A 23,705-nucleotide genomic window follows, 5' to 3' on the forward strand; every position below is an offset into this window, starting at 1 on the left:
CCAAGTGATGTCGGCTTCGCGCCGCTCTCATTGCTTCCCTGAAGATAGGAGCGCAAACGCCACCAACTTCGTTCCCGGCTTGGTGCCGTAGGCGGGCCGACCGCCTTCGGCGACCACCACGAACTGCCGGCCGCTGACCGGGCTGCGGTAGGTCATCGGCGTCGCGTTGGCACTTGTTGCCAGGCGGCTGCTCCACAGTTCCTTGCCGGTCGCGGTGTCGAGCGCACGGAAGGAGTGTTCGGCCGCACCGCCGATGAACACCAGCCCGCCGCGTGTAGTGACCGCACCACCCGCAGTGGGCGTGCCGATGGTGATGGGGAGCATCGTCTTCACCCCCAGATTGAGCGGGCCGATGTCGCGTCCGGTGCCGAAGGGTTTGGACCAGATCGTCTTGCCGCTCACCAGGTCAACGCCCGCGATCAGCCCCCATGGCGGCGCCGTGCAAGGACTGCCCAGCGGCGAGAGGAACTGCGTCCGGTAGGCGCCATAGGGCGTGTTGAGCATCGGCTGGTCGGTCTGGCCGCCGGCGTCCAGGCCCGGAGCGATCTGGAAGTTGCGGCGCGTGGTTTCCGCGCGCGTGATCAGTTCGAGCCGGTCGGGCACCTGCGTCCAGTTGACGACCATGATGCCGCGGTCGGCGTCGAGGGAGATGCCGTTCCAGTTGACGCCGCCCATGGAGCCGGGCGCGATCACGATGGTCTTGTTCAGCGTGACCGGGGTGAACATGCCCTCGTAGCGCGAGCGCTTGAACTCGATGCGGCAGATCAACTGGTCCAGCGGCGTCATTCCCCACATGTCCTTTTCGCGCAGCTCGGGCTCGCGGAAGGCCGGCAGGTCGCTGGATTCAGGCTGGGTGGGGGCCAGCCGTTCGCCCTCGGCGATGCCGCCCTGCGGCACCGGAAGATCACGCACGGTCTTGATCGGCTCCCCGGTCTCGCGGTCGAGCACGAAGATTTCACCGCGCTTGGTCGGCTGGATCAGCGCCGGGCGCACGCCCTGCGGCGTGGGCAGATCGGCCAGCGTGGGCTGCGAGGCGACGTCGTAGTCCCAGATGTCGTGGTGGGTGGTCTGGAAGCGCCAGCGCATCCGCCCCGTCTCGGCATCCAGCGCAACGACGGCGCTGCCGATGTCGTCATCGAACGGCCGGCGCTGACCGCCATACGCATCGGGCGTGGCCCCACCCATCGGCATGTAGACCAGACCGAGCTGCTCGTCGGCGCTGATCGGCGCCCAACTGTTCGGCAGCGACGGCGTATAGACCTGCCCCTGCGGGGGCGCGCCGATCCGGTCTGGCACGCCGGCGTCGAACGCCCAGGTCAACTCGCCGGTCACGGCATCGAAAGCCCGCATGACGCCCGAGGGACCGCCCCAGTACTGGCCGTCCGGGATGCCGCCGCCGACCACCACCTTGCCGCGGATGACTTGCGGTGCCGAACTGACGTAGAACAGGCCGTGGGGATAGGGTTCGATGCCCTGCTGGAGATCCACGAGGCCCTTGTTGCCGAAGCCCGGGCAAAGTTCGCCCGTGCGCGCATCGATGGCTGCCAGGGTCGGGTTGTGGCTGGGCGCAAAGATGCGCTCGGCGCACATGCTGCCCTCCGGCGCATCCGGTACCTTGTAGTAGGCCACGCCGCGGCAGGGCTTGCCGGATGGCTCCTGGCCATCGGAGACGTTGCGCCGCCAGCGCACCTCGCCGGTCTCGGCGTCGAAGGCGTGTACGCCGTTGTTGCCGTCGCAGGCGTACAGCGTGCCACCGACCATGATGGGCGTCACCTGCAGCGCGTTCATCTCGCCGGGCACGGTCGCCGTCATCTCGGCCTCCCAGACCTTCGTCAGGCCGGAGACATTGGACGTGTTGATCTGGTCGAGCGGGCTGAAGCGTGTACCACCCTGGTCGTTGCCATAGGCCTGCCAGTCCTCGCGCTCGATCGTCGCCAGCGGTTGTGGCAGCGGTCCCGGTGCCTGCGCCTGGACACCGCGCCGCAGCGAGGGAATCTCGGTGTCTTCGCCCAAGCTATGGGCGACGCTGCCCACGACCACCGCAGCGACCAGGCCTCCAGCGAAGGTGGCCCCGCCACGTATCCGCCACGGCGCCGGCAACCGCCTGACGGACGGCAGCAGGAGCAAGGCGGCGAGGACGAACGGGGCGATCAACCGGGGCGCGAGCTGCCAGCCCGAGAAACCGACTTCCCAGAGGCCCCAGGCCACGGTCCAGACGAGCATCGCGCCGTAGAGCCACACGCCGCGCGCATCACCCCGCCAGAGCAGCACGGCGCTGACGATGTAGGCCAAGCCGGTGATCAGGTAGTAGAGCGAACCGCCGTTGACGGCCAGGATTGCGCCGCCAACCGCAAGCGCCAGGCCGAACGCAAGCAGGATCAGTGCGACGATGCGCCGCGGCCAGGAGCGAGGCGCATCGGCGGGTGAGCTTTCGACGTTCGCGCCCCCTGGGGAGCGCTTCGCAGTGTCGGGTGAGTTCATAGGTTTTCTCCCAGGAGGCGATGGATGCTCTGTTTTGGAAATTACTTCAGCCGCGCCGCAGCGTCACGATGGAAATCTCGCGCGGCACGCCGATGCGCAGCGGCAGCCAGTGCCCCAATCCCGAGTTCACGTCGAGGTAGGCGTTCCCTTCGCGGTAGATGCCGTGCATGTAGTCGTAAGCGACGATCACCGGCCGCCCGAACAGGCGAACCTGGCCCCCATGCGTGTGGCTGGACAGCGTGAGCATCGCCCCCTGCCTGGCGGCAATGGGAAAGAACTCGGGGTGGTGCGAAAGCACGACCAGGGGCTCGCCCGGCGTGGTCTGCGCGAAAGCAAGCTGGGCGAACCGGCGCATCGCGGCGTCCTGCTCATCGCGCGGCAGCATGTGGCGCCCGTCCGCGGCCAGCGGATAGTCCACGCCGGCCACGCGCAACGGCACGCCGCGCGGATGCACCTGGATGCTGCTGTTGATCAGCACTTGGATGCGCGGATTGCGGCGCTTGAGGGCGGCGACGACGGCCGCCTCGTTGGGGTACTTGTCGTGGTTGCCGAGGATGGAGAGCACGGGCAACGCCTCGCTGCGCTCCAGGGCGTCCAGCGTCGGTTCGAGCTGGTCGAGGTCGTCGATCAGGTCGCCGGTGATCGCCAGCAGGTCCACCTTGCGGGCATTGACGAGATCCACGGCGGCGGCGAGGTCGGCGGGCTTGATGAAGGGGCCGACATGGACATCGCCGATGTTGGCGATGCGCAGGCCGTCCAGGCCCTCGGGCAGACCGCTCACCTGGACCACTTCCTCGCGCACCACGGGGCCGCCGACGGTGCCGAAGCTCACGGCGATGCCGGTCGCCAGCAACAGCCCGACGTACACGAGTTGCACCCGTGGGCCACGCGCCTGCGTCCCCGCAGCCGCACGCCGCCCGAGCAGCCAGCGCCCGGCCAGGAACAGCGCGAAAGGCACGATCAAAAGCACCGCCGTCACCAGTGCACCGACCCAGATGGTGACCAGCCAGCGGCCGGCCTGGCTCCAGACGCCCTCCAGATCGGGCAGGAACCACCAGACCAGGTGGACGAGCGCGGCCGTCGTCCAGAAGGCCGCCTGGGCCCTCGGCCTGCGCGCGGCCTTGCCACTGGCCAGCAGGAACAGGCCGACCACGAGGGTCAGCACGAGGGAACGGAAGAAGACGAAGGTCAGGCTCATAGGGGGATCGAACTCTCTCTCTCTTGGGTCATGCCTGCCGATACGCAGGTTGCTCTGTACTAACCCTTCGGCGTCAACCTCAGCATCCGGCCGCTCGTACCATCCTCCAGCAGCCATAGCGCGCCATCCGGCCCGGTGCGCACGGCGCGGATGCGTTCGCCCATGTCCCAATGGTCTGCCTGGGTCGCGTTCTCGCCGTCGAGGGCGATGCGATCCAGCGACCGGCCCGAGAGGCCGGTGATGAACAGGGAATTCCTCCACTGCGGGAACAGGTCCGCGTCGTAGTAAGCGAGGCCAGCCGGGGAGATGGCCGGGTTCCAGAACACCTTTGGCGCCTCGAAGCCATCACCGGGCACATGGTCGGGGATGTCCCGGCCGTCGTAGTGGTCGCCGTTCGATGCCCTGGGCCAGCCATAGTTGAGGGAGGGCTTGATTAGATTGATCTCGTCGCCATGGCGCGGACCCATCTCCATCTCCCACAGGCGCCCCTCCTTGTCGAAGGTGACGCCCAGCAGATTGCGGTGGCCGTAGGACCAGACGGCGGCATGGAAGCCCTTGGCCGCGAGCGGATTGCCGGCGGCCGGCGTGCCGTCGAGGTTCAGGCGCAGCACCTTGCCGAGCGTTGACTTGGGGTCCTGCGCCGGATCGAGCAGTTGACGGTCGCCGCTGGTGAAGAAGAGATATTTGCCGTCCGGCGAGAAGGCGATGCGGCCTGAATAATGCCCGCCGGTGGAGGCATCCTGGGCGCGGAAGATGACCTTCGTCTCCTTGAGCGCACCGCCCGCCTGATCCACTGTCGCGGTGGCGAGCGCGACCCGGCTGCCGGCACCGGAACCCGCCTCGGAGTAGCTGAAATAGACCCGCTTGCTGGCCGCGAAATCGGGAGCGGGGACGATGTCCATGAGCGCGCCCTGGCCCCTGCTGCTGACGGCGGGTGTGCCGGACAGCGTGCGCTTGGCACCCGTTCTGGGGTCGAACAGGATCATCGCACCCTGCTTTTGCGTCACCAGCATGTTGCCGTCGGGCAGGAAGGCCATGGCCCAGGGGCTCTCGAACGTGCCGACCGCCTTGACCTCGAAAGGCAGGCCACGGGCCGCGGGCGCACTGGTCTGCGCGTTGGTGGGCGTCGAGGCGGCAGCACCCACGAACAGGGCGAGTGAGAAAGTGGAGGCAAGGCCGAGCATGCGCAGCTTCATGGTGTCAGGTCTCCATTCGTGGATCGGAGGTAGGTTGTCGAGGATGGATTGGGGTTCGCCCGATTCGTTCGATGGCCATGCGGTGCTCAGTTGGCGGACGGCAGGCCGAGGCGGCGGCGCAGTTCCGGCGCTGTGAGGTGGGCGCGGAAACCCGGCCCGCCCGGCTGGAACGACGCGGATGCGGCCAGATTGCCGACGACGACCGGATCGCACCCGGCATCGCGCACCAGCGCGGCAGCGACCCGCATGGCCTCGACGTCGTCGCTGGCGATGGGCATGCCGATGCGCCCGCCGGCACGGGAGCCGGAGGTCTTCACCACGGTCGCATCGACCGCACTGAACGCGCGCACCAGACGCGCGCCAGGCATGTACTTCACGACGGTCTGCGCGACGCCCAGCTCGCGCGCCTCGCGGTACACGTCGGCGCTGTTCGCCCCCCAGGGGTTGGTGGAGTCCAGGACGACCTTGCCGCGGTAGGCGCTGCGCAGATCGCGCCCGACCTGGGGCAGCGCCTCGAAGGGCACGGCCAGCAGCAGCACGGTGCCGAACTCGGCCGCGGCCATGGGCGTGCCGACAGAAGCGCGCGGCCCCAGCTCGCGGGCCATGGCTTCCAGCTTGTCGGGGTTGCGCGAGGAGAACATCACCTCATGCCCGGCCTTGACCCACAGGCGTCCCACGGTGCCGCCCAGCCAGCCGGCGCCGATGACGCCGATGCGCATGGGCGCGGCCGCGAAGGCACGGTTCGCCGGGAGGAGCCAGGGCACGGCGGCCAGGACGCCGAGGGCTTTCAGGACGGAGCGGCGGGAGGGTTTCATAGTGGTGTCCTCAATCGGGGGAGAGAGTGATGGGGCCGTCCGGCTGCTGTTCTTGCTGTTCTTGCGCCTGGTGGGTACGCCCCAGCCAGACGCTCAGGCCCAGCCAGAGGGCCGACAGCGGCACCGCGATCATCGGAATCTGCGCGAGGGTCAGGCCCACGCCCATCAGGCCGGCGTAGCCCCAACTGGCGAGCTGGTCGCCGCCGCGGTACACCACCGTGTCGATGAAGTTCTTGGCCTTGTAGCGGTCCTCGCGAGCGCTGGAGGTGAACAGGATTTCGCGGGCGGGCCGGGCCAGTGCGAAGTTCGCGACGCGGCGGGCCACCTGCGCGCCCACGATGACGGCGACGCTCGGGCTGGCGGCCAGGGCCGCGAAGCCCGCCAGGCTGACCAGCGGCAGGACGCACAGGGTCGCCACGATGCCCACGGTGGCGATCATCCGGCCGGTGACGAAGAGCTGGAACACCAATGTGATCGCATTGACGATCAGGTCGATGTTGGCGAAGAACGCGGTGCGCGCCGACCGGTCGGGGAACGAGGCCTGGGCGATGCTGGCCTGCTGGAAATACAGGAAGGTCGAGGTGACCGAGTACAGCAGGATGAACAGCGCCAGGCCGCCCAGGTAAGGCGAGCGCAGCGTGTGGACCATGCCCGCGAAGATGCCGCCGCCCAGGGGCTGGTCCGGGTTGTCGCGGCGTGGCCGGTGCTCGAACGATGGCGCAAGCAGGGACAGTCGGCGCGATGCCAGCACCGCCACCTCCAGGAATACGATGGCGATCGCCATCAGCCAGGAGCGGTCGAGGTGCGCGATCAGGCCGGAGGTGATGGCCGAGCCGATGATGCCGCCCGTCGTGGCGCCCGCGGCGAGCAGCCCGAACAGCCGCTTGCCCTGCTCGCTGTCGAAGAGGTCCACCATGAAGGACCAGAACACCGAGACGACGAACAGGTTGAACACCGAGACCCAGATGAAGAAGGCACGCCCGATCCAAACCTGCGCATCGGGTCCGGCGAAGTGCAGCAGCAAGGCGAACAGCACAAGATTCGCCGCGAAGAAGCGGTAGGCCAAGGCGATGAACTGCCGCCGCGGCAGGTGGCGCACCGCCAGTGCGAACAAGGGGCTCGCCACCAGCATCGCCAGCAGCGTGCCGGTGAACAGCCACGGCAGGTTTTGCACGCCACCGGCCACGCCCAGTTCGTCGCGGATCGGGCGCAGCACGTAGTACGCCAGGAACAGCGCGATCACATACAGCATCGACCGCAGCATGGCGGGCGCTTCTTCGGGGCGCACGCCGGCCAGGCGCTGCCAACGGGAGGGGACGGGGGACGGGTACACTAGGTCATTGCTCCTTCGCCTCAGCCGCAAGCCGGGGCTGCTTGGTCATGGCGCCGCCTTCCCACCACGCCGTGAACGACTGCGCGCGGCCGTCCAGGTGCACCGGCTGTCCGATCTCCGGCGTCCACAGCGCATAGGCATGTCCACGGCTGGCGGCGACGATGCGCTTGAACGGGTCATCCCAGTCGTGGGGCGCGATGGTGAAGCGGCCCACGTGCGCCTGCATCAGCGCGTGGATGCGCAGGTCGTCGGCCGCCTGTGCGGCCTGCTCCGGATTCATGTGGACGTTCGCCCAGCGCGGGTCGTACTGGCCGGCGTCCAGCGCCACCCAGTCGAACGGGCCGAGGCGCTGGCCGATCTGGGCGAAATGCGGCCCGTAGCCCGAATCGCCGCTGACGAAGAGGCGCCGCTCGGGCGACACCAGCGCAAAACCCACCCACAGCGATTGGTCGCGGGTGAAGGTGCGCCCGGAGTAGTGCCGGGCGGGGGTGACGTGGACCTGCACCTGCGGCGTGAGCGCGACGACCTCGTTCCAGTCAGCCTCGCGCACGCGGCGCATGTCGTAGCCCCAGCGCTCGAAATGCGCCCCGACGCCCAGTCCCACGATCACCTGCCGGACCTTGGGCTGCAGCGCCCGCACGGTCGGGTAGTCCAGATGGTCGTAGTGATCGTGGCTGATCAGCAGCGCGTCGATCTCGGGCACGTCGTCGGCGGTATAGAGGTTGGTGCCCTCGAACGCCTCGTTCGCCCCGGGAATCGGCGCTGCATTGGCGCTGAAGACCGGATCGATCAGGATGCGCTGGCCGCCCAGTTGCACGAAATAGGAGGAATGGCCCAGCCAGACCACCAGGTCCTGCGCGGGGTCGAGCGCCTTGAGGTCGGTCTTGACGGTGGGCACGGTGCCCGGCGGCCGGGTCTGGCCCTCCTCGCCGAAGAGGGTTCCCATCCACATCGACACTTCGGACTGGTCCGTGGTCTTCATGGGCGTGTCGATCTGGTTGAGAAATGCGCCGCCGACGTAATTGGGCGAAAGGGTCATGCGCTCCAGTCGCTCGCCGCTGGGCAACTCGCCGAACACCGGCTGCTGCAGATAGGCGAAGACGCCCGCCACGCCGAGAATGGCGATGCCGACCAATGCCATGAGGAATCTCCGGAACTTCCTCATGTCATCACGCCAGCGCCGTGCCGGTGGCACGCGCGAGTTCGGCCAGCAGCAGATCCTGGAACCGGGTGTCGTTGACGGCGGCATGGGGCTGTTCGCGCCGCTGGTGGTGCCAGTAGCCGCCGCTGGTCAGTGCCTCGGCGTCGCTGCTGGTGGCAAGCCATTCCTGGGTCACATGCCCCAGCCGCAGGTCGTCGGGCGCGCCCGGGCCGCCCATCTTGGTCGGCACCCAGCCCGGATGGACGGCGTTGCTGAAGGACTCGGGCCAGCGACGCGCCACGGCCGCGGCCAGCGTGGTGACGAACAGCTTGCTGTCGGAGTAGCTGCCGGTGGCCGTGTTGCCGGTCCAGTCCATGCCGGTGAGGCTCGCGCGTCCGCCCCGGTGCATGCTGCTGCTCAGGTAGATCAGGCGCTTGGGGCGCTGGATCAGGGCCGTGAGCAGGTACGGTGCGACGACGTTGACGACCAGGACCTGCGAACCGGACAGGATGCCGGCGTTGTGGACGACGGCATCCATCGGGCCGATGGCGTTGACCTGGCGGGCGAGATCGCGGATTTGCGCGAGGTCCGACAGGTCGCCGATGGTGGCGACGGCCCCCTGGTCCACCAGTTCCTTCACCGCCGACAGCCGGGCCTGGGAGCGCACGTGCACCACGACGTCGTGGCCTTGGACCAGCAGCGTCTTGGCCGTGGCATGGCCGAGCCCGTCGGCCGAGCCGGTGACAAAGACGCGGGCCTTGCCGCCTGTGCGACCGTCTGTGCGATCGCCTGGGTTTTGGCCTCGTTGTGCGTTGGGCATGGGGGACTCCTTTCGGGAACTCGGTGGTGTCTGCGCCCAGGACGTCGAGGCGGTCAGCACCGAACCCGCGGCCAGCGTCGAAGCCAGCCCGGCGCTGGCGGTGAGAAAGGTTCGACGGTCCATGGGTGTGTCCTCCGTTCAGGCCGCCAGACGCCGCAGTGGCCACGTGGCCGGCCGCGGCGCGGCGTTGTAGATCATTGGGATGAAGCCGGCGGCAGCCCCTTGCTGAACGCCTTGGTGTGGAACACCGTCGCGCCTTGGCCCTTGTCCATGTCGCTGGCGACCGCGTAGAGGTCGTTGCGGCGGGGATCGATGGCCAGGCTGGTGGAGGCCAGGTTGTGGCCGCCATCGCGTCCGGGCAGCAGCACCTGGCCGATGGGGATGCCGTTGCGGTTGAAGGCCAGCACGCGGCCCTGCCCGTAGATCGCCACGTACACGTTGCCGTCCGCGTCGGCCCGCATCGAGTCCGGCGCCGGCCCGGTGAAGTGGTAGGCGATGGCCGAGCCGATCGGCGCGATGGTGGTCGCGTCGGCCAGCTCGATGCGGTGCAGCAGGTTGCGGCCGAACTCGGTGGCCCAAAGCGTCTTGCCATCGGCGCTGAGCGCCAGGCCGTTGGCCATCGCCAGGTGCGGCAGCACCGGCTTGATCGTGATCAGGTCCGGCTCGGCGTAGTACACACCGCCCCTGGGCTCGGTCGCATTGCCCTTGAAGTCGGTGAAGTAGAAGCCGCCGCGGGCATCGAACACGAGGTCATTGGGCATGTACCCGGCCACGGGCGGCACGATCGCCTGCAGGCCTGAGCCGTCCGGGTTTACCGCGTAGATCGCGCCGCGGCCGTTCGGAATGTCCAGGGCCGCGACGAACAGGCGCCCATCCGGGTGGAAGGCCAGGCCGCCCGGCGACAGCGCGTCCAGCGTGACGACGGTGGACAACTGCCGGTCCGGCGTCAGGCGCAGCACGCGGCGTCCGCTCACGTCGCAGAACAGCAGATTGCCGCTGCGGTCGAAGATCGCCCCTTCGAGGATCAAGCCCTCGTTGGACACCTTGAACCAGGACTCGGCCACGGCCGTCTGCAAAGCGCGCTCGGATGCCGGGATCGGCACCGCGCTGCGCGTCTGCGCGTCGTAGGCCAGCCCGGCGGCGCTGCTTTGCTGAGCCGACGCCGCCGGTACGAAGCCTATGCCCATTCCCACGACCAGGCAGGTCGCGACCAGTGCCGCTCGTACCGTGGCGCCGGAGCGGCCGCCGTGATGGCGACCCGCCTCGCGCAAAGATGCTGGCGTCATGGAATGGCCCTTACCAAGGTTGATTGGCAGGGCCGACCGTGAACTCATTGACCGTCGTGTCCTCGGGCAGATCGATGGCGAAGGCCACGACGTCGGCGATCCGATCCGGGGAAATGCCGTACTTGTCGTAGATGCCCTTCATCTGGTCGAGCGATTCCTTGTCGCTGAACGTCGTCAGCAGCTCGGTGTTGATGGCGGCTGGGTACAGCGTCGCGGTGCGGATGTTGGTGCCTTCCATGGCGGACTCCATGCGCAGGACTTCCATGAAGTCACGCACGAACCACTTGGTGCCGCCATAGACGGCACCGCCCGGATAGGCCTTGAGCCCGGCGACCGAAGACACGGCGATCACGTGGCCGGACTTCTGCGCGACGAACGACGGCAGCACCGCGGCCACGCCGTTGAGCACGCCCTTGATGTTGACGTCGACCATCTGGTGCCACTCGGCGGTCTTGAGCGCGGACAGCGGCGCATTCGGCATCAGCCCGGCGTTCAGGAAAATGACGTCCACGCTGCCGAAGGTGTCCTTGGCCAGCTTGACGATCGCGTCGTTGTCTTCCTGCTTGGTGACGTCCAGGACCTGGTAGATCGCCTGGCCGCCGCTTTGCTGGATCTCGTCCGCGATGCGCTTGAGGTTGTCTTCACGGCGCGCACCGAGCACGACCTTGGCTCCTTGGCTGGCGAGGAGCTTGGCGGTTGCCTCGCCGATGCCGGCGGATGCGCCGGTGATGATGACGACTTTGTCTTTGATCATGTTGTTGTTTCCTTGTGGGTTGCCAGGCGGTCAGGCGGCAAGCGATGCGTTGTCGATCACGAAGCGGTACTTCACGTCGCCCTTAAGCAGGCGCTCGTAGGCGTCGTTGATCTGGTCGGCGCGGATCATCTCGATGTCCGAGACGATGCCGTGCTTGGCGCAGAAGTCGAGCATCTCCTGGGTCTCGGGGATGCCGCCGATCATCGAGCCGGCGATCGCGCGGCGCTTGAAGATCAGGTTGAACACTTCGGGCGAGGGATGCGGCGAGGCCGGCGCGCCGACCAGCGTCAGGGTGCCGTCGCGCTTGAGCAGGGCCAGGAACGGGTCGAGGTCGTGCGGCGCGGCCACGGTGTTGACGATCAGATCGAAGCTCTTGGCGTGCGCAGCTAGTTCTTCGGCGTTGCGCGAAACCACCACTTCGTCGGCGCCCAGGGCCTTGGCCGCCTCGCGCTTGGACTCGGAGGTGGTGAAGGCGACCACGTGCGCGCCCATGGCATGCGCGAGCTTGATGCCCATGTGGCCCAGGCCGCCGATGCCGACGATGCCGACCTTCTTGCCCGGTCCCGCGTTCCAGTGGCGCAGCGGCGAGTAGGTCGTGATGCCGGCGCACAGCAGCGGCGCCACGGCGGCGAGCTGTTCCTCGGAATGGCGGATGCGCAGCACGTAGCGTTCGTGCACGACGATCTGCTGCGAGTAGCCGCCCAGGGTCCAGCCCGGCGCATCCGGCGTCGGGAAGTTGTACGTGCCGACCATGCCGTCGCAGTAGTTCTCCAGCCCTTCGTCGCACTCGGCGCAGTGCTTGCAGCTGTCGACGATGCAGCCGATGCCGACCAGGTCGCCGGCCTTGAACCCGCTCACGTGCTCGCCGACTGCGGCCACGCGGCCGACGATCTCGTGGCCGGGTACGCACGGGAACTGCGTGCCGGCCCATTCAGCACGCACCTGATGCAGATCCGAGTGGCACACGCCGCAGTAGGCGATGTCGATCTGCATGTCGTGCGCACCCACCGCTCGGCGGGTGATCTCCAGGGGTTCGAGGGGCTTGTCGCCGGCATAGGCGCCATAGGCTTTGATGGTCATGAGAGATTCCTTGAGTGGTTCAGCCCTTGAGGTGCTTGCCGAAGAAGTCGGTGATCTTGTCGAATGGAATCTTGTCCACTTGGTCGTACAGGTCGACGTGGCTGGCACCCGGGACGATCACCAGTTCTTTCGGCTCGGCAGCAGCCGCGTAGGCGGTCTGGGCGAAATAGAGCGAATGGGCTTTCTCGCCATGGACGAACAGGACCGGACGCGGCGAAATCTCCTTGATGTAGGTCAGGAGCGGGAAGTCCATGAACGAGAAGTTGTTGGTGATCGTCCAGGCATTGCCGGAATTGACTGCCCGCGGGTGGTAGCCGCGCGGCGTGCCGTAATAGTTGTAGTAATCGACCATGAACTGCGGCTCGCCGCCCTTCGGCGGGGTGTTGTAGGCCGGCTGGTAGGCCGGCTTGCCGTTCGCCGCGTCTTCCCAACGCTGCCGGCTCAGCTGCTCCAGCGTCTGCGTGCGCTGCTCGGGGGTCACCACGTCGTTGTAACCCTTGGACATGACGCGGGTCATGTCGTACATGGTGCTGGCGACGACGGCCTTGACGCGCTTGTCGGCCGCCACCGCATTCAGTGCGAAGCCACCCCAACCGCAGATGCCGATGACGCCGATGCGCTCGCGATCGACGTAGGCCTGCAGGCCGATGAAGTCCACCGCCGCCATGAAGTCCTCGGTGTTGATGTCTGGCGAGGCGACGTTGCGCGGCTCGCCGCCGCTCTCCCCGGTGTAGGAGCCGTCGAAGGCCAGCGCGGCGAAGCCGCGCTCGGCCATGATCTGGGCATACAGGCCCGAGGACTGCTCCTTCACCGCGCCGAACGGACCGCCGACGACGAGCGCCGCCAGCCGCTGGTTCGCCCGGTTCTTCGGCAGGTACAAATCGGCCGCGAGGGTGAGGCCGTAGCGGTTCTTGAAGGTGACCTTCTGGTGATCGACCTTCTCGCTCTTGGGAAATACCTTGTCCCACTCCTGCGTCAGCCGCAGGCCGCCCACTTCAGTCGTGGCAGGTGGCGTCTGTGCCAGTGCCGCCTGGCCGCCGACCGCTGCCGCGACGCCTGCAAGGATCGAGCCTTGCACCATGCCCTTGAGGGCCGTGCGCCGCTTGATGTTCGGGATTTCCAGAATGGCTTCGTTCATGATGTTTTCCTTTGCATGAAGGGTGAATGGGGTCGCAGGTCGGTTCTGTTCTCTCTTACGGATGACGGTCAGCGGTACGCTGCCGGCCTGTCGCCGTCGGTGTCGGGCTGGCTGATGCCCAGGTTCTGGTTTGCGTAGCGCTGCGGGTCCTTCACGAGGTCGGCCATGAAGCGGCCAATGCTCGCGCGAGAGGTTTCCGTGCCCTTGTAGGTCTCGCCCTTGCGGGTCAACTGGAATGCCTCGGTGGGCTTGCTGGTCAGCCACACCGGGCGCAGGATGGTGTAGGCGAGGCCCGACTGCTCGGCGATTTCGGCCGCCTTCAGGTTGATGGGGCGGTATTGGCCGACCATGCCCTTGTCCCAGGCGTTGAAGGCCTCAGGCAGCTCGTCATAGATGCCACCGGCACTGATGACGACGAGGTGGGGCGCACCGACATCTTTCATGGCCCGGGCGATGTTCGCGGTCTTGGCGTCCAGGTCCATGCCGCCCAGGGTGCTGATGACGATCTCCTGTCCACGGATCGCGTGCGTCAGCTCCGCGAGGCGGTTGGCGTCGCCTTCGAGGACATCGACGCGATCGCTTTGCATGTCCTGCATGCGGCTGGCGCGGCGCAGGAACAAGGTCAGCTTCACGTCGTCCTGCTCGAGCAGACGAGGAATGATCTCTTTCGACGTACTGCCATTGGCGCCGATCAGAAGCACTTTCTTCATGGTCGAGTCAGTCCCTGGAAAACGTGATCCGCGCAGTGCCGCTTCCAAGTACTTTCGGCAGGGCAGCGGGGTCGTCCACTTGGCCAAGGCGCGTGTACGAGTAGATCGAATCGAACGTCAGGTAGAAGACGACCAGGGTCTGCGAGCCGTAGAGCATGAGATCGCCATTGCGGATCGTGCCGGGCCGAATGGTGTTCGTCGGCAAGGCCTTCGGCAGCTTCGCGTGCTTCTCGTTGCTGTTGAGATCGGGCATGTCGATCGTGAGCGGCAGCATGGCGGCGAAGGCGCGGGCCGCTTCGGTATCGGCCAGGGTGATGGCGAAGCGGCGTTCGCCGACGGTCATCCACATGCGGGACTCCTCCGGTTGGACAGTTGCCGCCGAGGCGCTGGTTGACGTGGCGGCAGGTAAAGCGGCAGGTACAGCCGATGCGCTCGGCTGGGCGGCTTCGCACGCTCCGAGCGCGATCAATCCGCACAGCAAGCCCAGCGCGCGCAGGGCACGCTGGCCGGGTGCGGGAGGGCGCGCTTCGATGGCGGTATGCCAGCGGTGGCGAGGGATGCTGATATGCATGGTTGTGGTGATCTCCCGTCGTCGGCCCGGCTCAGGCCGTCTGCCGTCCTTGTGAACGCGAGGTGAGGAAAGCGAGCGCTGCCGCGCCCAGCAGCACAGCAGCACTCGCCATGAAGGTGCTCTGATAGCCCATCGAATCGAACAACAAGCCGCCGACTGTCGAGCCCAAGGCGATGGCCAACTGGATCACCGCCACCATCAGGCCGCCGCCAGCCTCCGCGTTGTGCGGCATCGCTTCGGCAATCCAGCTCCACCAGCCCACAGGGGCCGAGGTCGCCATCAGACCCCACAGGCCCAGCAGCACGACCACGGCAGTGACCGAGGTGCCGGACGGGATCAGCGTCAGCGCGATCACCGCCATGAAAACGGGGATGACGATCAGCGTGCCGTACAGGCTGCGCTTGAGAACGGCGCCGATCAACGCGGTGCCGATGAAGCCAGCCACGCCAATCACCAGCAGGGTCAGCGACAGCGTCGACACATCCACACGCGTTACGGTTTCAAGGAACGGCCGCAAATAGGTGAACAGGGCGAACTGTCCCATGAAGAACGCGCCGCAAGCGGCCATACCCAGGGCCACCGGGCGGCTCGCCAGCACCTTGAACACGTTGGCTGAGCCGGACGACCGCTTGGTGGGCCGCATCGTGGGCAGGCTGCTCCACTGCCAGATCAACGCGATCGCCGCGATCGGCAGCAGACAGAAGAACGCCCCGCGCCATCCCACAATGGAGCCCAGGTAACTGCCCAGGGGCGCCGCGATGACCGTCGCCAGCGCATTGCCGCCATTGAAGATGGCCAGGGCGCGAGGCACTTGATCGACGGGCACCAGGCGCATGGCCGTGGCTGCTGCCATGGACCAGAACCCACCGATGACCACGCCGATGAGCGCGCGGCCGACCATGTAGACCGGGAAGTTCGGCGCCAGCGCCACCACGGCACCGGAGACGGCCATCAGCGCCGTCAGCGCCAGCAGCAGCGTCTTGCGGTTCATGCCGGCGGCCAGCCATGAAATCGACAGGCTGGTCAGGACCGCAAAGGCGCCGGAGATCGCGATACCTTGCCCAGCCATTCCCTCGGTGATGCGCAGGTCGGCTGCAATCGGGGTCAACAGGCTGACCGGCATGAACTCCGAGGCGATCAGCGCGAACACACATAGCGACATCGCGAACACGCCACTCCAATGAGTGGGTTGCTCGGTGCCTGCCTGATGGGTGTGGGTCGCTCCGCGAGGAACTGCGGCTATCTGTTCTGCCATGTACGTTTTCTTTATCTTCTGTCTATTGGTTTGTGAACTCCCTAGGCGCGCCATCGGGACGAGAATCGATTGCGAACTGTTTCGTCACCCTTAGCGATTGGGGTGATGTTCTGCGTGCACACAACCAACTCTCTTCATACCCGAGGGCTATTGGGTGCCAGGGGCGGGTTGTGAGTTGATCAGCCGAGATCCCGCTCGATCCTGACTGGCAGCGGTCCAGGCCGCTGCAATGCAGGCAGTCCCGTATTCACTGCACCAAGACGCATCAAATCACCGGTGTAGTTGCCGGGCCCGTCCTGCACGAATATCGCCAAGTTGCCCCACGGGGCGTAGTAAGCCAAATCGCCGGCTTTCACGGGAACTGCGCTCTCGTCGCCGCTCCGGGGCAGCTTGGACGGCAGATCGGCGATGCGCTCGATGCGCGCGTAATTGACCAGCGTCAACGACAACGGCAGCAACGCAGCAAAGCCTTGCGCGGTAGCGTTGTCGTATAGCGTGGCAGTTGCCACTTGATCATTGACCGTTAGGCGAATATTCATGTGCACCTCCTGTGTGGGGACGGGCGAATCAGCCAGGGGGCTTGGCTAGCGCGCCGCAAGCTAACCGTCCCCCATGGGTCAGCACCGTGACATTCAGTCGTTTCAGCTATCTCCAGAGCATCGGCATTGACTTTTTCATGCCCTGAATATTGACGTCGGAAAGTCAATTTGACTAGCTAATCAAAACTTCTAGGGCATAGAAGCGTAGCTAATGAATGACCGTGAAGTCGCCTTCATAGTCATCCAGCAGATAGCCGCTTGGGGACGACCCTGAGCTCGAAAGATCTGGGTCAGGTGTAGGCCAAAAGCCTGCCGGCGAAGATCACCCCCGTCCATGCGATCAGTGATACGCCCGCTCCTGCGCGCGCGGCTATCGGTGTTGCAGCAGCTGTTGCCCATTCATTGACGCGGCGGTAGATACCGCCGTGGAACACCAGCACGTTGAGGCAAGCGACAATCAGCAAACCGAACTTCCACGGCGCAGCACCGGTGCCGGCGACCACGGTCGCCTGCGAGCTGAGCAGTGCAATGCCCGTGACGATGGCGATGGCAAAGCCGATGTGGGAGACGGGCAGCAGATGGCGCGCGGCGGCGGTGACGGGCACGACGCGGTGGCCGAATCCCAGCAATCTCAGGTCGAAGGTGAAAGCCGGGCCGACCAGGAGCGCGATCCCGAGGATGTGACTGGCCTCCAGCACGGGATAGAGGTATTCGGCGTTGCGCACCGCCTCGCCGAGCGCGGAGTCCTGCAACAGCTTCAGCAACGAGTTGAGCAATTCAGGCATGAGCCATTCCGTTTCGTCGTGGGCGATTGGTGCGGGGAGGGCAGCACCCTCCCGCATCCAGCGCAGCCGCCTTATTTCGGTATCGGTGCCCGTACCGGGAGCGTGTTGCCGAGCACCTGGTTCACGGGCACGGCGTCAGGCCCGTACCAGAACACAACCGGCCTAAACAAGCCGTCGTCTGTCCGATTGATGTAGCCGACCGCCTGGACGCGTTCCCCGACCTTCAGCGGGCGGTCCAGGCCCCACCGGCCCGACCAGGCCGGCGGGGCGATGATGATCTTCAGCTCCTTGCGGGAGCCCTTGTAGGAGGGGGCGGCATTGACCCGGGTACTGTCCTCGGGATCTTGCAACTCCTTCGGAATCGTCAGCGTGGGCGTGCGGGCAGGCAGGTTGCTGTCCACGGTGATGTCGAAGAGTGAGTGCGGATTGCCCCAGACACCCTCCGAGGAAACCGTTCCCGCCACATAGATGAGGCGGTCGGTGTCGAAGCCGGGCCACCCGTGGTGCGCGAACGCCGGCAGGGCCGGCACAAGCATGGCCAGCGCTGCCACGCCGAGGATCGTGCGCCGACGGCCGCGTGATACGGCTGCATCTCCCTGAGCGGGTTTCGAGTCGACATTTGCCATGATTCATTTCTCCGCGTTGATCGGGTTAGGCCACAAGGCCCGCCGGGGTGGCGGCTTGGTCAGCCTGGAGGTGTCGGTATTGACTTTTTCACACATTGGATATTGATGCTTGGAGGTCAACTTGACTAGCTAATGGAGACTTAAAAGGCATATTAGTTGCGCTAATCAATTCGCCGTGGGAAACTTCTTCCCATGGTCAAGCGCAACCTCAATGATCTTCTGTACTTCGTGACGGTGGCACGGGAAGGCAGCTTCACGCGCGCCGCCTCGCTGCTGGGCGTCACGCAATCGGCCCTCAGCCAAGCCATCAGCGGTTTGGAGACACGGCTGGAGATCCGACTGCTCACGCGCACCACGCGTAGCGTGTCACCCACGGTGGCCGGCGAGCGTCTGCTCAATGCGATCGGAAACCGATTCGACGAGATCGACGCCGAACTCGATGAGCTAACCGAGATGCGGGACAAGCCTGCCGGCACGGTGCGCATCACCTGCGGCGAGCACATCCTTCGGACCACGGTGCTGTCCAAGCTCACGCCCTTGATGCTCGAATACCCCGACATCAAGATGGAGTTCGACATCAATTACGGGTTCCGGGACATCGTGGCCGATCGCTTTGATGCGGGCGTGCGTATGGGCGACACCATCGACAAGGACATGATCGCAGTTCCGATCGGGCCGCCGTTGCGCATGGCGATCGCGGCATCGCCCGCGTACTTCAAGATGCACCCGATTCCCAAGACGCCGCGCGACTTGCTCAAGCACAACTGCATCAACATGCGCATGCAGACAGCGGGCGGCCTCTACACCTGGGACTTCGAGCGTCGTGGTCAGGCATTGAGTGTGCGGGTGGATGGCCAACTCGTCTTCAACACCTCGCCCAGCATGGTGGATGCGGCAGTGGCGGGGGTTGGTATCGCGTCGCTGCCGGAGGAGGAGTTCGCGCCTCACCTGGAGAATGGACAACTGGTGCGCGTGCTGGAGGATTGGTGTCCGCCATTTCCCGGCTATTACCTGTATTACCCGAGCCGCAAGCAACCCTCGCATGCGTTCTCACTTGTCCTTGAGGCGCTGCGGTGGACTGCGCCTTCTAGCCCCAGGAAGCGATGACCCAGTTGTTTTCACGACAGGCGTCGTCAATCCAGCGAGTGCAGTTTGAAGTCATGGTGCGTCACGTACCACGTGGCGTTAAGCCGCGCGCATGGCGAGGGGTTCGTTGGGCGAGCGGAGCGACCACAGGTCGAACTTCTAGCTCCAAGAAAATGAGCGTTGCGCCGAAGACCTCTGTGGCTTTCATGGATGGTAACGCCAGGCTCGTTAGACGGGTTGTCGGGGGTGGTCCATGCCGTTGACTCGCGTGCCCCGGTCGTCTTCGCAACGCAGCCTGCTAAGCCTGACGTGCTGCGTTTTCTCGGTTTTTCTCGTCACTGGCGCCGCGCTTCCTGCCTTGCCGCTGCACATCCATGATGGTCTGGGTCTGAGCACGTTTGCCGTCGGTCTGGTCTCCGGCGCCCAGTTCGCGGCCGCACTGCTTTGCCGGCTGTGGTCCGGCAAAATCTCGGACGAGAGGGGACCAAAGTTCGCCGTCACTGTCGGACTGATCATGGCATCCCTGGCTGGGCTGCTTTATGTGGTCTCCATGTACTTCACGCACGACGTCGGCGCTGCGATCGCAATCCTGATCCTGGGGCGGGTGCTGCTGGGTGGGGCAGAGAGTTTCGTCATGATCGGTGCGCAGAGTTGGTGTCTGGCGCTTTCCGGCACTGGAAGCGTCGGGAAGATGCTCGCCTGGATCGGGACCGCCATGTTTGTCGCGATGGCAGTAGGTGCACCACTGGGCAGCTATCTGTTTGCCTCCTTTGGCTTTGCGTCCATCGGCGTTCTAACCTGTGGGGGAGCGCTGCTCGTCCTGCCGCTGATCGCTCCGATGCAAGCAATCAAACCGGTGCGCCGAGCCGAAGCTGACATCAGGCGGGTCTTGCGTGCAGTGTGGGTGCCCGGCGGTGCGATGGCGTTCTCCAGTGTCGGCTACGGCATCGTGACGGCATTCGCAGTGCTTCTGTTCGCTCAGCGTGGCTGGCAGCCGGCCTGGCTTTCCTTTACCGCGTTCGCGGCCGCACTGATGTTGGCGCGCGTGTGCTTTGGATCGCTGCCGGACCGGCTTGGTGGCGCGCGCACCGCTTCGATCTTCATCGTCATCCATGGCGCTGGATTGGGGCTGATCTGGATCGCGCCTTTCGCTTGGCTTGGCTTTGCCGGTGCGGCACTGGCCGGGTTCGGGTATGCCCTGGTGTATCCAGGACTTGGCATTGAGGCGGTCGCGCGGGCGCCGGCGCGGTCGCGGGGACTGGCCATGGGCGTCTACACGGCTTTTATCGATATCGCGCTGGGAGTCCTCGCGCCTCTTCTGGGCTTGATCGCCAATCTGCTTGGTCTAGGGGCGATCTTCCTGATCGCCGCCATTCTCTCGCTGTGCGCAGTGCCCGTCGCCGTCTGGCTCCAGCGTCATCCCGCTGGCGAATCATCGCCATGACGATTGGTTCGACGAAGAATGAATTGAAGAGCGCCCAGCCAGGCACCAGAGGCCCTGCCGATGCGCTATCGGAACGGTAAACATGGCCCATCAGACAGCGAAAACGACGTTTCCGTTACTCGGCTTGCTGGCGCTATCGACGACGGCATTCCTGACCATCCTCACCGAGACCCTGCCTGCAGCGCTGCTGCCGGACATGGCGCGCAGTCTGGGGCAGTCGCCATCCGGCATCGGCCAACTGGTCTCGGCCTATGCACTCGCCTCGGCGCTGGCGGCGATTCACATGGTCGCGCTGACCCGTGCGTTGCCTCGCAAGCCACTCTACCTCGGCCTGGTACTGAGCTTTGCCATGGCCAATGCGGTCACAGCATTGTCGACCTCGTACGGGCTGACCGCCGCTTCCCGGTTCGTGGCTGGCCTGGCGGCGGGCGTGGTCTGGGCAATGCATCGTTCAGCGGCTTGGGACCCCGCTTCTTGCGATGGTGTTGCCACACGGGTGTGATTCTTGGCGGCGAACAGCTAGCGCTGGAAGGCGTACAGCCGCTCGGCGGCCAGATCGCGCTCGGCGTTAGCCACACCCAGAGCACCTACCAACGCATCGCGCTTGGCAATGAGCGCGGCCAGTTCTTCTACGGTGATGTCGGCAAAGGTGGGCACGCGAGCTTCGATCAGCATGCGCCATCATCATTCAATCCAGACACCGCGTTTGAAATCCAGAGGGCAAAAACCGGCGGAGCCGTGGCCGTGCTACATAGACTCATCCAAGATTTCTCCCGCACCCCCGTTAATACACATAATCACCGTGAATCATTTTCTACTCAATGAAGCTTGCCATGCGATGACGTTAGACCCCCTATGGCCATGTACTTGACCTCGAGGTACTCGTCTATTCCGTTCGGGCCGCCCTCGCGCCCAAGCCCGCTTTCCTTCATGCCACCGAAGGGTACCTCGGGTGCGGAAATAAGCCCTTCGTTGATCCCGATGATGCCGTACTCGAGGGCTTCAGCGACACGAAACACGCGACCCAAGTCGCGCGAGTAGAAATAGCTCGCCAGACCAAAAGGGGTATCGTTGGCCATGTCGATGGCTTCCTGTTCGGTGTTGAACCGAAACAAGGGCGCCACGGGGCCAAAAGTTTCTTCGCTGAAAATCTGGGCATGGCGTGGAACATCGGCCAGGATTGTCGGTTGGAAGAAGTTCCCGCCCAAGCTGTGCCGTTTGCCCCCAGTCACGATGCGCCCTCCTTTGGCCAATGTGTCTCCGATATGCTGTTCGACCTTGTTGACGGAGGCCTGATTGATGAGCGGGCCTTGCGTGACGCCCGTGTGAGTTCCGTTGCCGACCACTAGGGCTTCAACAGCGGTTTTGAGCTTTTCGGAGAATGCTTCGTAGACGCTATCCTGGACAAGGATTCGGTTAGCGCAGACACAGGTCTGCCCGGTGTTGCGAAACTTTGAGGCCATGACGCCTTTGACTGCGGCATCCAGATCCGCGTCGTCAAAGACGATGAAGGGTGCATTGCCGCCCAGTTCCATCGACGTCTTTTTGATCGTTTTCGCGCAGCGCTCCAAAAGAACGCGGCCCACCTCCGTGGATCCTGTGAAGGACAGCTTGCGGACGATAGGATTGTCGGTAAGTTCTCGGCCAACCACTTCAGCGGAACCGGTGACCACGTTGCATACGCCGTCTGGCATGCCCGCTTGTTTGGCCAGCACGGCAATCGCCAGTGCCGACAAAGGTGTCTGGCTTGCCGGCCGGATCACACCCGTGCATCCAGCTGCCCAACCGGGTGCCGCCTTTCGGGTAATCATCGCCGCGGGAAAGTTCCAAGGCGTGATCGCCGCAAACACACCGATGGGCTCTTTGGTGACCAGGATGCGCCGACCCGCGACGCTCGGTTGCAGAACCTGTCCATAGGCCCGCTCGGCTTCACCGGCAAACCATGTAAAAAAACCTGCGGCGTAATCGATTTCAGCTTGTGCTTCGACCAGCGGTTTACCTTGCTCGGCGGTCATGATCGCTGCCAAGTCCTCCCTGTTTTCACGCATCAACTCGCCTATGCGACCGACAATTCGACTGCGCGCCTGAGCCGTCAGGGCTCGCCAAGCGGGCCAGGCGCGGCCGGCGGCGTCGATGGCCCTACGCGTTTCGTCCTGGCTCAGGGAGGGCACAGTGGCGACCAACTCGCCCGTGGCGGGATTGTGAACTTCAATCACTTTTCCGCTAGCGGCGGTGATCCATTGACCATTCACAAAATTGCGGCTTTGAAGAAGATCCGGATTATTCAAGGTGGGCCGACCGGGGAAATTGGACATGTTTTTAACATCCTGATTGAGAGTAATCACTGCCCACGATCTGGCAGTGTGTCCACACGATTGGAATCCGATAGGACGAGGCTGGGTCGGTGGGTGAAAGCCATCGAAACCCCTGACAGGTGGAGCTTAATGACGCGACCGCTCATGAAGTCGGCAACAGGCCGTCAGAACGTATGCAGCACCACGCTGAAAAACTCACTCGGTTCCACCGCACGCAGTTCGATGGGCCCTTCCTTGGGTAGAAACTCGTAGGCAGTCTCGGGGCCATGAATATCGGGCCCGATTTGAATCTTGCCTTTCGTCTGAAAAAGAATTTCGATGGAGGAATGCTGGCCGGCACGGTAGACCGCATTGCCGTCTAGGCGAATGAAGCCAATCCGTAGATTGCGTTCAGTGAAGCTGCCCAGCCATTTGACCCATGTGCCTTTCTCGTCCATTGGCACCCATTCATAAGCGGCCGGATCCATGGCGATGACCTCGGAATACCGAGGCTGTGCGAATTCGAGCTTCCGGCCAGTCGCATGTTCGAAGATCGCCTGCGAGCCGTCTTGGGTGTGCGTCACGCCGTGCTCATCGGTGTAGGTGAACAAGCCCTTCTTGAACTCACCGCGATCGCTGAGGATTTGGTTGACGGCCTCGCGCTGAGCCACGCTCAGATAGCCGAATCCGCTGGCCCCGCCACACTGCAATACCACGGTCTGAAGCCCCTCAGCCCGATCTTGAGGGCCGTAATGGATACTTTCTGGAAAATATCCAACCCACCCTTCTTCCAGTGCTTTGTCTTCGGTATATGGAAGGCGCCCCTTTGCCACATAACGAATCTGGTCGAAGTTATGCCGATGCCGAGGCGTACGCCACCCCCCCGAGCCTGCCAACCCCATGTTCAGATCGTAGTTATTCACCGACCCGTCTTCACCGAACAACAAGTGTTTTTGCGCAAGCTTTCCTTCGCGCATGCTACCGACAAGTTCACTCTCGGTATCGGATGATTTACCTATTCGCATGATCCTGACCTCTCTAGAAGTTGATTTGGCACTCATGGCCTTGACGCACATCGGTGCGCCAACCGCTTGGGGCATGTCAGCCTATACGGCCCGATCCCTGCCGGCGGGATTGCCAGACACGCCTCAAA

At 64.9% G+C, this 23,705-nt stretch carries 23 protein-coding genes; 3 read left to right on the forward strand and 20 right to left on the reverse strand.

The genetic code is table 11. From position 1 onward, the window contains the following. Nucleotides 1–27: 27 nt before the first annotated feature. From EC845_RS18230 to EC845_RS18315, 17 genes are all read right to left on the reverse strand, one after another. Nucleotides 28–2,481 carry a membrane-bound PQQ-dependent dehydrogenase, glucose/quinate/shikimate family gene (locus EC845_RS18230; protein ID WP_123299577.1) on the reverse strand — a complete coding sequence of 818 codons (2,454 nt, stop codon included), beginning with the start codon at nt 2,479–2,481 and terminating at the stop codon, nt 28–30. 46 nt (nt 2,482–2,527) lie between these two features. Further along, nucleotides 2,528–3,679: a metallophosphoesterase gene (locus tag EC845_RS18235; protein WP_158615726.1), complete on the reverse strand. Its 1,152-nt coding sequence runs from the start codon at nt 3,677–3,679 to the stop codon at nt 2,528–2,530. 59 nt (nt 3,680–3,738) lie between these two features. Continuing rightward, nucleotides 3,739–4,875, reverse strand: a complete 1,137-nt coding sequence (locus EC845_RS18240) for a PQQ-dependent sugar dehydrogenase (protein ID WP_123299579.1) — start codon at nt 4,873–4,875, stop codon at nt 3,739–3,741. Between the two features lie 86 nt (nt 4,876–4,961). Beyond that, nucleotides 4,962–5,690 (reverse strand): NADPH-dependent F420 reductase, encoded by a 729-nt coding sequence (locus tag EC845_RS18245; RefSeq protein ID WP_123299580.1) that lies wholly within the window; start codon nt 5,688–5,690, stop codon nt 4,962–4,964. 10 nt (nt 5,691–5,700) lie between these two features. Continuing rightward, entirely contained in the window at nt 5,701–7,023 is a 1,323-nt protein-coding gene (locus EC845_RS18250; protein ID WP_123299581.1) for an NTP/NDP exchange transporter, read from the reverse strand. Between the two features lie 4 nt (nt 7,024–7,027). Beyond that, the gene (locus EC845_RS18255; protein ID WP_233598162.1) at nt 7,028–8,164 is read right to left on the reverse strand and encodes an MBL fold metallo-hydrolase; all 1,137 of its coding nucleotides are present in this window, start codon (nt 8,162–8,164) and stop codon (nt 7,028–7,030) included. 28 nt (nt 8,165–8,192) lie between these two features. Beyond that, entirely contained in the window at nt 8,193–9,107 is a 915-nt protein-coding gene (locus EC845_RS18260; RefSeq protein WP_199739853.1) for an SDR family NAD(P)-dependent oxidoreductase, read from the reverse strand. Between the two features lie 71 nt (nt 9,108–9,178). Further along, nucleotides 9,179–10,270: an SMP-30/gluconolactonase/LRE family protein gene (locus tag EC845_RS18270; RefSeq protein WP_233598163.1), complete on the reverse strand. Its 1,092-nt coding sequence runs from the start codon at nt 10,268–10,270 to the stop codon at nt 9,179–9,181. A 10-nt stretch (nt 10,271–10,280) separates the two neighbouring features. Then, complete coding sequence (locus tag EC845_RS18275) at nt 10,281–11,024, reverse strand: SDR family oxidoreductase (RefSeq protein WP_123299586.1); 744 nt, start codon at nt 11,022–11,024, stop codon at nt 10,281–10,283. Nucleotides 11,025–11,054: 30 nt separating this feature from the next. Then, nucleotides 11,055–12,104 carry an NAD(P)-dependent alcohol dehydrogenase gene (locus tag EC845_RS18280; RefSeq protein WP_123299587.1) on the reverse strand — a complete coding sequence of 350 codons (1,050 nt, stop codon included), beginning with the start codon at nt 12,102–12,104 and terminating at the stop codon, nt 11,055–11,057. 19 nt (nt 12,105–12,123) lie between these two features. Further along, entirely contained in the window at nt 12,124–13,242 is a 1,119-nt protein-coding gene (locus EC845_RS18285; protein ID WP_233598164.1) for an alpha/beta hydrolase, read from the reverse strand. 68 nt (nt 13,243–13,310) lie between these two features. After that, entirely contained in the window at nt 13,311–13,952 is a 642-nt protein-coding gene (locus tag EC845_RS18290; RefSeq protein WP_123299588.1) for an NAD(P)H-binding protein, read from the reverse strand. A gap of 7 nt (nt 13,953–13,959) precedes the next feature. Next, entirely contained in the window at nt 13,960–14,523 is a 564-nt protein-coding gene (locus EC845_RS22690) for a cyclophilin-like fold protein (protein WP_233598165.1), read from the reverse strand. Between the two features lie 31 nt (nt 14,524–14,554). Beyond that, a complete protein-coding gene (locus EC845_RS18300) occupies nt 14,555–15,685 on the reverse strand; it encodes an MFS transporter (RefSeq protein ID WP_199739866.1) in 1,131 nt (376 codons plus the stop codon). A 272-nt stretch (nt 15,686–15,957) separates the two neighbouring features. Beyond that, complete coding sequence (locus EC845_RS18305; protein WP_123299591.1) at nt 15,958–16,317, reverse strand: cyclophilin-like fold protein; 360 nt, start codon at nt 16,315–16,317, stop codon at nt 15,958–15,960. Nucleotides 16,318–16,607: 290 nt separating this feature from the next. Further along, a complete protein-coding gene (locus tag EC845_RS18310) occupies nt 16,608–17,102 on the reverse strand; it encodes a hypothetical protein (protein WP_123299592.1) in 495 nt (164 codons plus the stop codon). A gap of 71 nt (nt 17,103–17,173) precedes the next feature. Then, nucleotides 17,174–17,728: a DUF6152 family protein gene (locus tag EC845_RS18315; protein WP_123299593.1), complete on the reverse strand. Its 555-nt coding sequence runs from the start codon at nt 17,726–17,728 to the stop codon at nt 17,174–17,176. 192 nt (nt 17,729–17,920) lie between these two features. Between EC845_RS18315 and EC845_RS18320 the strand changes: the two genes are divergently transcribed. The 3 genes from EC845_RS18320 (at nt 17,921) to EC845_RS18330 (ending at nt 20,760) form a co-directional block, all read left to right on the forward strand. Further along, the gene (locus EC845_RS18320; protein ID WP_123299594.1) at nt 17,921–18,835 is read left to right on the forward strand and encodes a LysR family transcriptional regulator; all 915 of its coding nucleotides are present in this window, start codon (nt 17,921–17,923) and stop codon (nt 18,833–18,835) included. 232 nt (nt 18,836–19,067) lie between these two features. Then, a complete protein-coding gene (locus tag EC845_RS18325) occupies nt 19,068–20,258 on the forward strand; it encodes an arabinose transporter (RefSeq protein ID WP_123299595.1) in 1,191 nt (396 codons plus the stop codon). Between the two features lie 82 nt (nt 20,259–20,340). After that, nucleotides 20,341–20,760: an MFS transporter gene (locus tag EC845_RS18330; protein ID WP_123299596.1), complete on the forward strand. Its 420-nt coding sequence runs from the start codon at nt 20,341–20,343 to the stop codon at nt 20,758–20,760. A 17-nt stretch (nt 20,761–20,777) separates the two neighbouring features. On the opposite strand, the gene EC845_RS22410 is transcribed toward EC845_RS18330, so the two are convergent. The 3 genes from EC845_RS22410 to EC845_RS18340 all read right to left on the reverse strand — a co-directional run bounded on the left by EC845_RS22410 (nt 20,778) and on the right by EC845_RS18340 (nt 23,652). Next, nucleotides 20,778–20,933: a hypothetical protein gene (locus tag EC845_RS22410; protein ID WP_158615727.1), complete on the reverse strand. Its 156-nt coding sequence runs from the start codon at nt 20,931–20,933 to the stop codon at nt 20,778–20,780. A gap of 143 nt (nt 20,934–21,076) precedes the next feature. Continuing rightward, nucleotides 21,077–22,573: an NAD-dependent succinate-semialdehyde dehydrogenase gene (locus EC845_RS18335; RefSeq protein WP_123299597.1), complete on the reverse strand. Its 1,497-nt coding sequence runs from the start codon at nt 22,571–22,573 to the stop codon at nt 21,077–21,079. A 164-nt stretch (nt 22,574–22,737) separates the two neighbouring features. Continuing rightward, complete coding sequence (locus EC845_RS18340; protein WP_233598166.1) at nt 22,738–23,652, reverse strand: hypothetical protein; 915 nt, start codon at nt 23,650–23,652, stop codon at nt 22,738–22,740. Between the last annotated feature and the right edge of the window lie 53 nt (nt 23,653–23,705).

It is taken from the genome of Comamonas sp. BIGb0124 (assembly GCF_003752175.1).
In the GTDB taxonomy this organism is placed as follows: domain Bacteria; phylum Pseudomonadota; class Gammaproteobacteria; order Burkholderiales; family Burkholderiaceae_C; genus Comamonas_F.

Excerpts from the sequence above, each read along its gene's own strand:
- EC845_RS18230 (WP_123299577.1), bottom strand. The coding sequence starts at position 2,481 with ATGAACTCACCCGACACTGCGAAGCGCTCCCCAGGGGGCGCGAACGTC.
- EC845_RS18235 (WP_158615726.1), bottom strand. The coding sequence starts at position 3,679 with ATGAGCCTGACCTTCGTCTTCTTCCGTTCCCTCGTGCTGACCCTCGTG.
- EC845_RS18240 (WP_123299579.1), bottom strand. The coding sequence starts at position 4,875 with ATGAAGCTGCGCATGCTCGGCCTTGCCTCCACTTTCTCACTCGCCCTG.
- EC845_RS18245 (WP_123299580.1), bottom strand. The coding sequence starts at position 5,690 with ATGAAACCCTCCCGCCGCTCCGTCCTGAAAGCCCTCGGCGTCCTGGCC.
- EC845_RS18255 (WP_233598162.1), bottom strand. The coding sequence starts at position 8,164 with ATGGCATTGGTCGGCATCGCCATTCTCGGCGTGGCGGGCGTCTTCGCC.
- EC845_RS18260 (WP_199739853.1), bottom strand. The coding sequence starts at position 9,107 with ATGGACCGTCGAACCTTTCTCACCGCCAGCGCCGGGCTGGCTTCGACG.
- EC845_RS18270 (WP_233598163.1), bottom strand. The coding sequence starts at position 10,270 with ATGACGCCAGCATCTTTGCGCGAGGCGGGTCGCCATCACGGCGGCCGC.
- EC845_RS18275 (WP_123299586.1), bottom strand. The coding sequence starts at position 11,024 with ATGATCAAAGACAAAGTCGTCATCATCACCGGCGCATCCGCCGGCATC.
- EC845_RS18280 (WP_123299587.1), bottom strand. The coding sequence starts at position 12,104 with ATGACCATCAAAGCCTATGGCGCCTATGCCGGCGACAAGCCCCTCGAA.
- EC845_RS18285 (WP_233598164.1), bottom strand. The coding sequence starts at position 13,242 with ATGAACGAAGCCATTCTGGAAATCCCGAACATCAAGCGGCGCACGGCC.
- EC845_RS18290 (WP_123299588.1), bottom strand. The coding sequence starts at position 13,952 with ATGAAGAAAGTGCTTCTGATCGGCGCCAATGGCAGTACGTCGAAAGAG.
- EC845_RS22690 (WP_233598165.1), bottom strand. The coding sequence starts at position 14,523 with ATGCATATCAGCATCCCTCGCCACCGCTGGCATACCGCCATCGAAGCG.
- EC845_RS18300 (WP_199739866.1), bottom strand. The coding sequence starts at position 15,685 with ATGTCGCTATGTGTGTTCGCGCTGATCGCCTCGGAGTTCATGCCGGTC.
- EC845_RS18305 (WP_123299591.1), bottom strand. The coding sequence starts at position 16,317 with ATGAATATTCGCCTAACGGTCAATGATCAAGTGGCAACTGCCACGCTA.
- EC845_RS18310 (WP_123299592.1), bottom strand. The coding sequence starts at position 17,102 with ATGCCTGAATTGCTCAACTCGTTGCTGAAGCTGTTGCAGGACTCCGCG.
- EC845_RS18315 (WP_123299593.1), bottom strand. The coding sequence starts at position 17,728 with ATGGCAAATGTCGACTCGAAACCCGCTCAGGGAGATGCAGCCGTATCA.
- EC845_RS18320 (WP_123299594.1), top strand. The coding sequence starts at position 17,921 with ATGGTCAAGCGCAACCTCAATGATCTTCTGTACTTCGTGACGGTGGCA.
- EC845_RS18325 (WP_123299595.1), top strand. The coding sequence starts at position 19,068 with ATGCCGTTGACTCGCGTGCCCCGGTCGTCTTCGCAACGCAGCCTGCTA.
- EC845_RS18330 (WP_123299596.1), top strand. The coding sequence starts at position 20,341 with ATGGCCCATCAGACAGCGAAAACGACGTTTCCGTTACTCGGCTTGCTG.
- EC845_RS22410 (WP_158615727.1), bottom strand. The coding sequence starts at position 20,933 with ATGCTGATCGAAGCTCGCGTGCCCACCTTTGCCGACATCACCGTAGAA.
- EC845_RS18335 (WP_123299597.1), bottom strand. The coding sequence starts at position 22,573 with ATGTCCAATTTCCCCGGTCGGCCCACCTTGAATAATCCGGATCTTCTT.
- EC845_RS18340 (WP_233598166.1), bottom strand. The coding sequence starts at position 23,652 with ATGCCCCAAGCGGTTGGCGCACCGATGTGCGTCAAGGCCATGAGTGCC.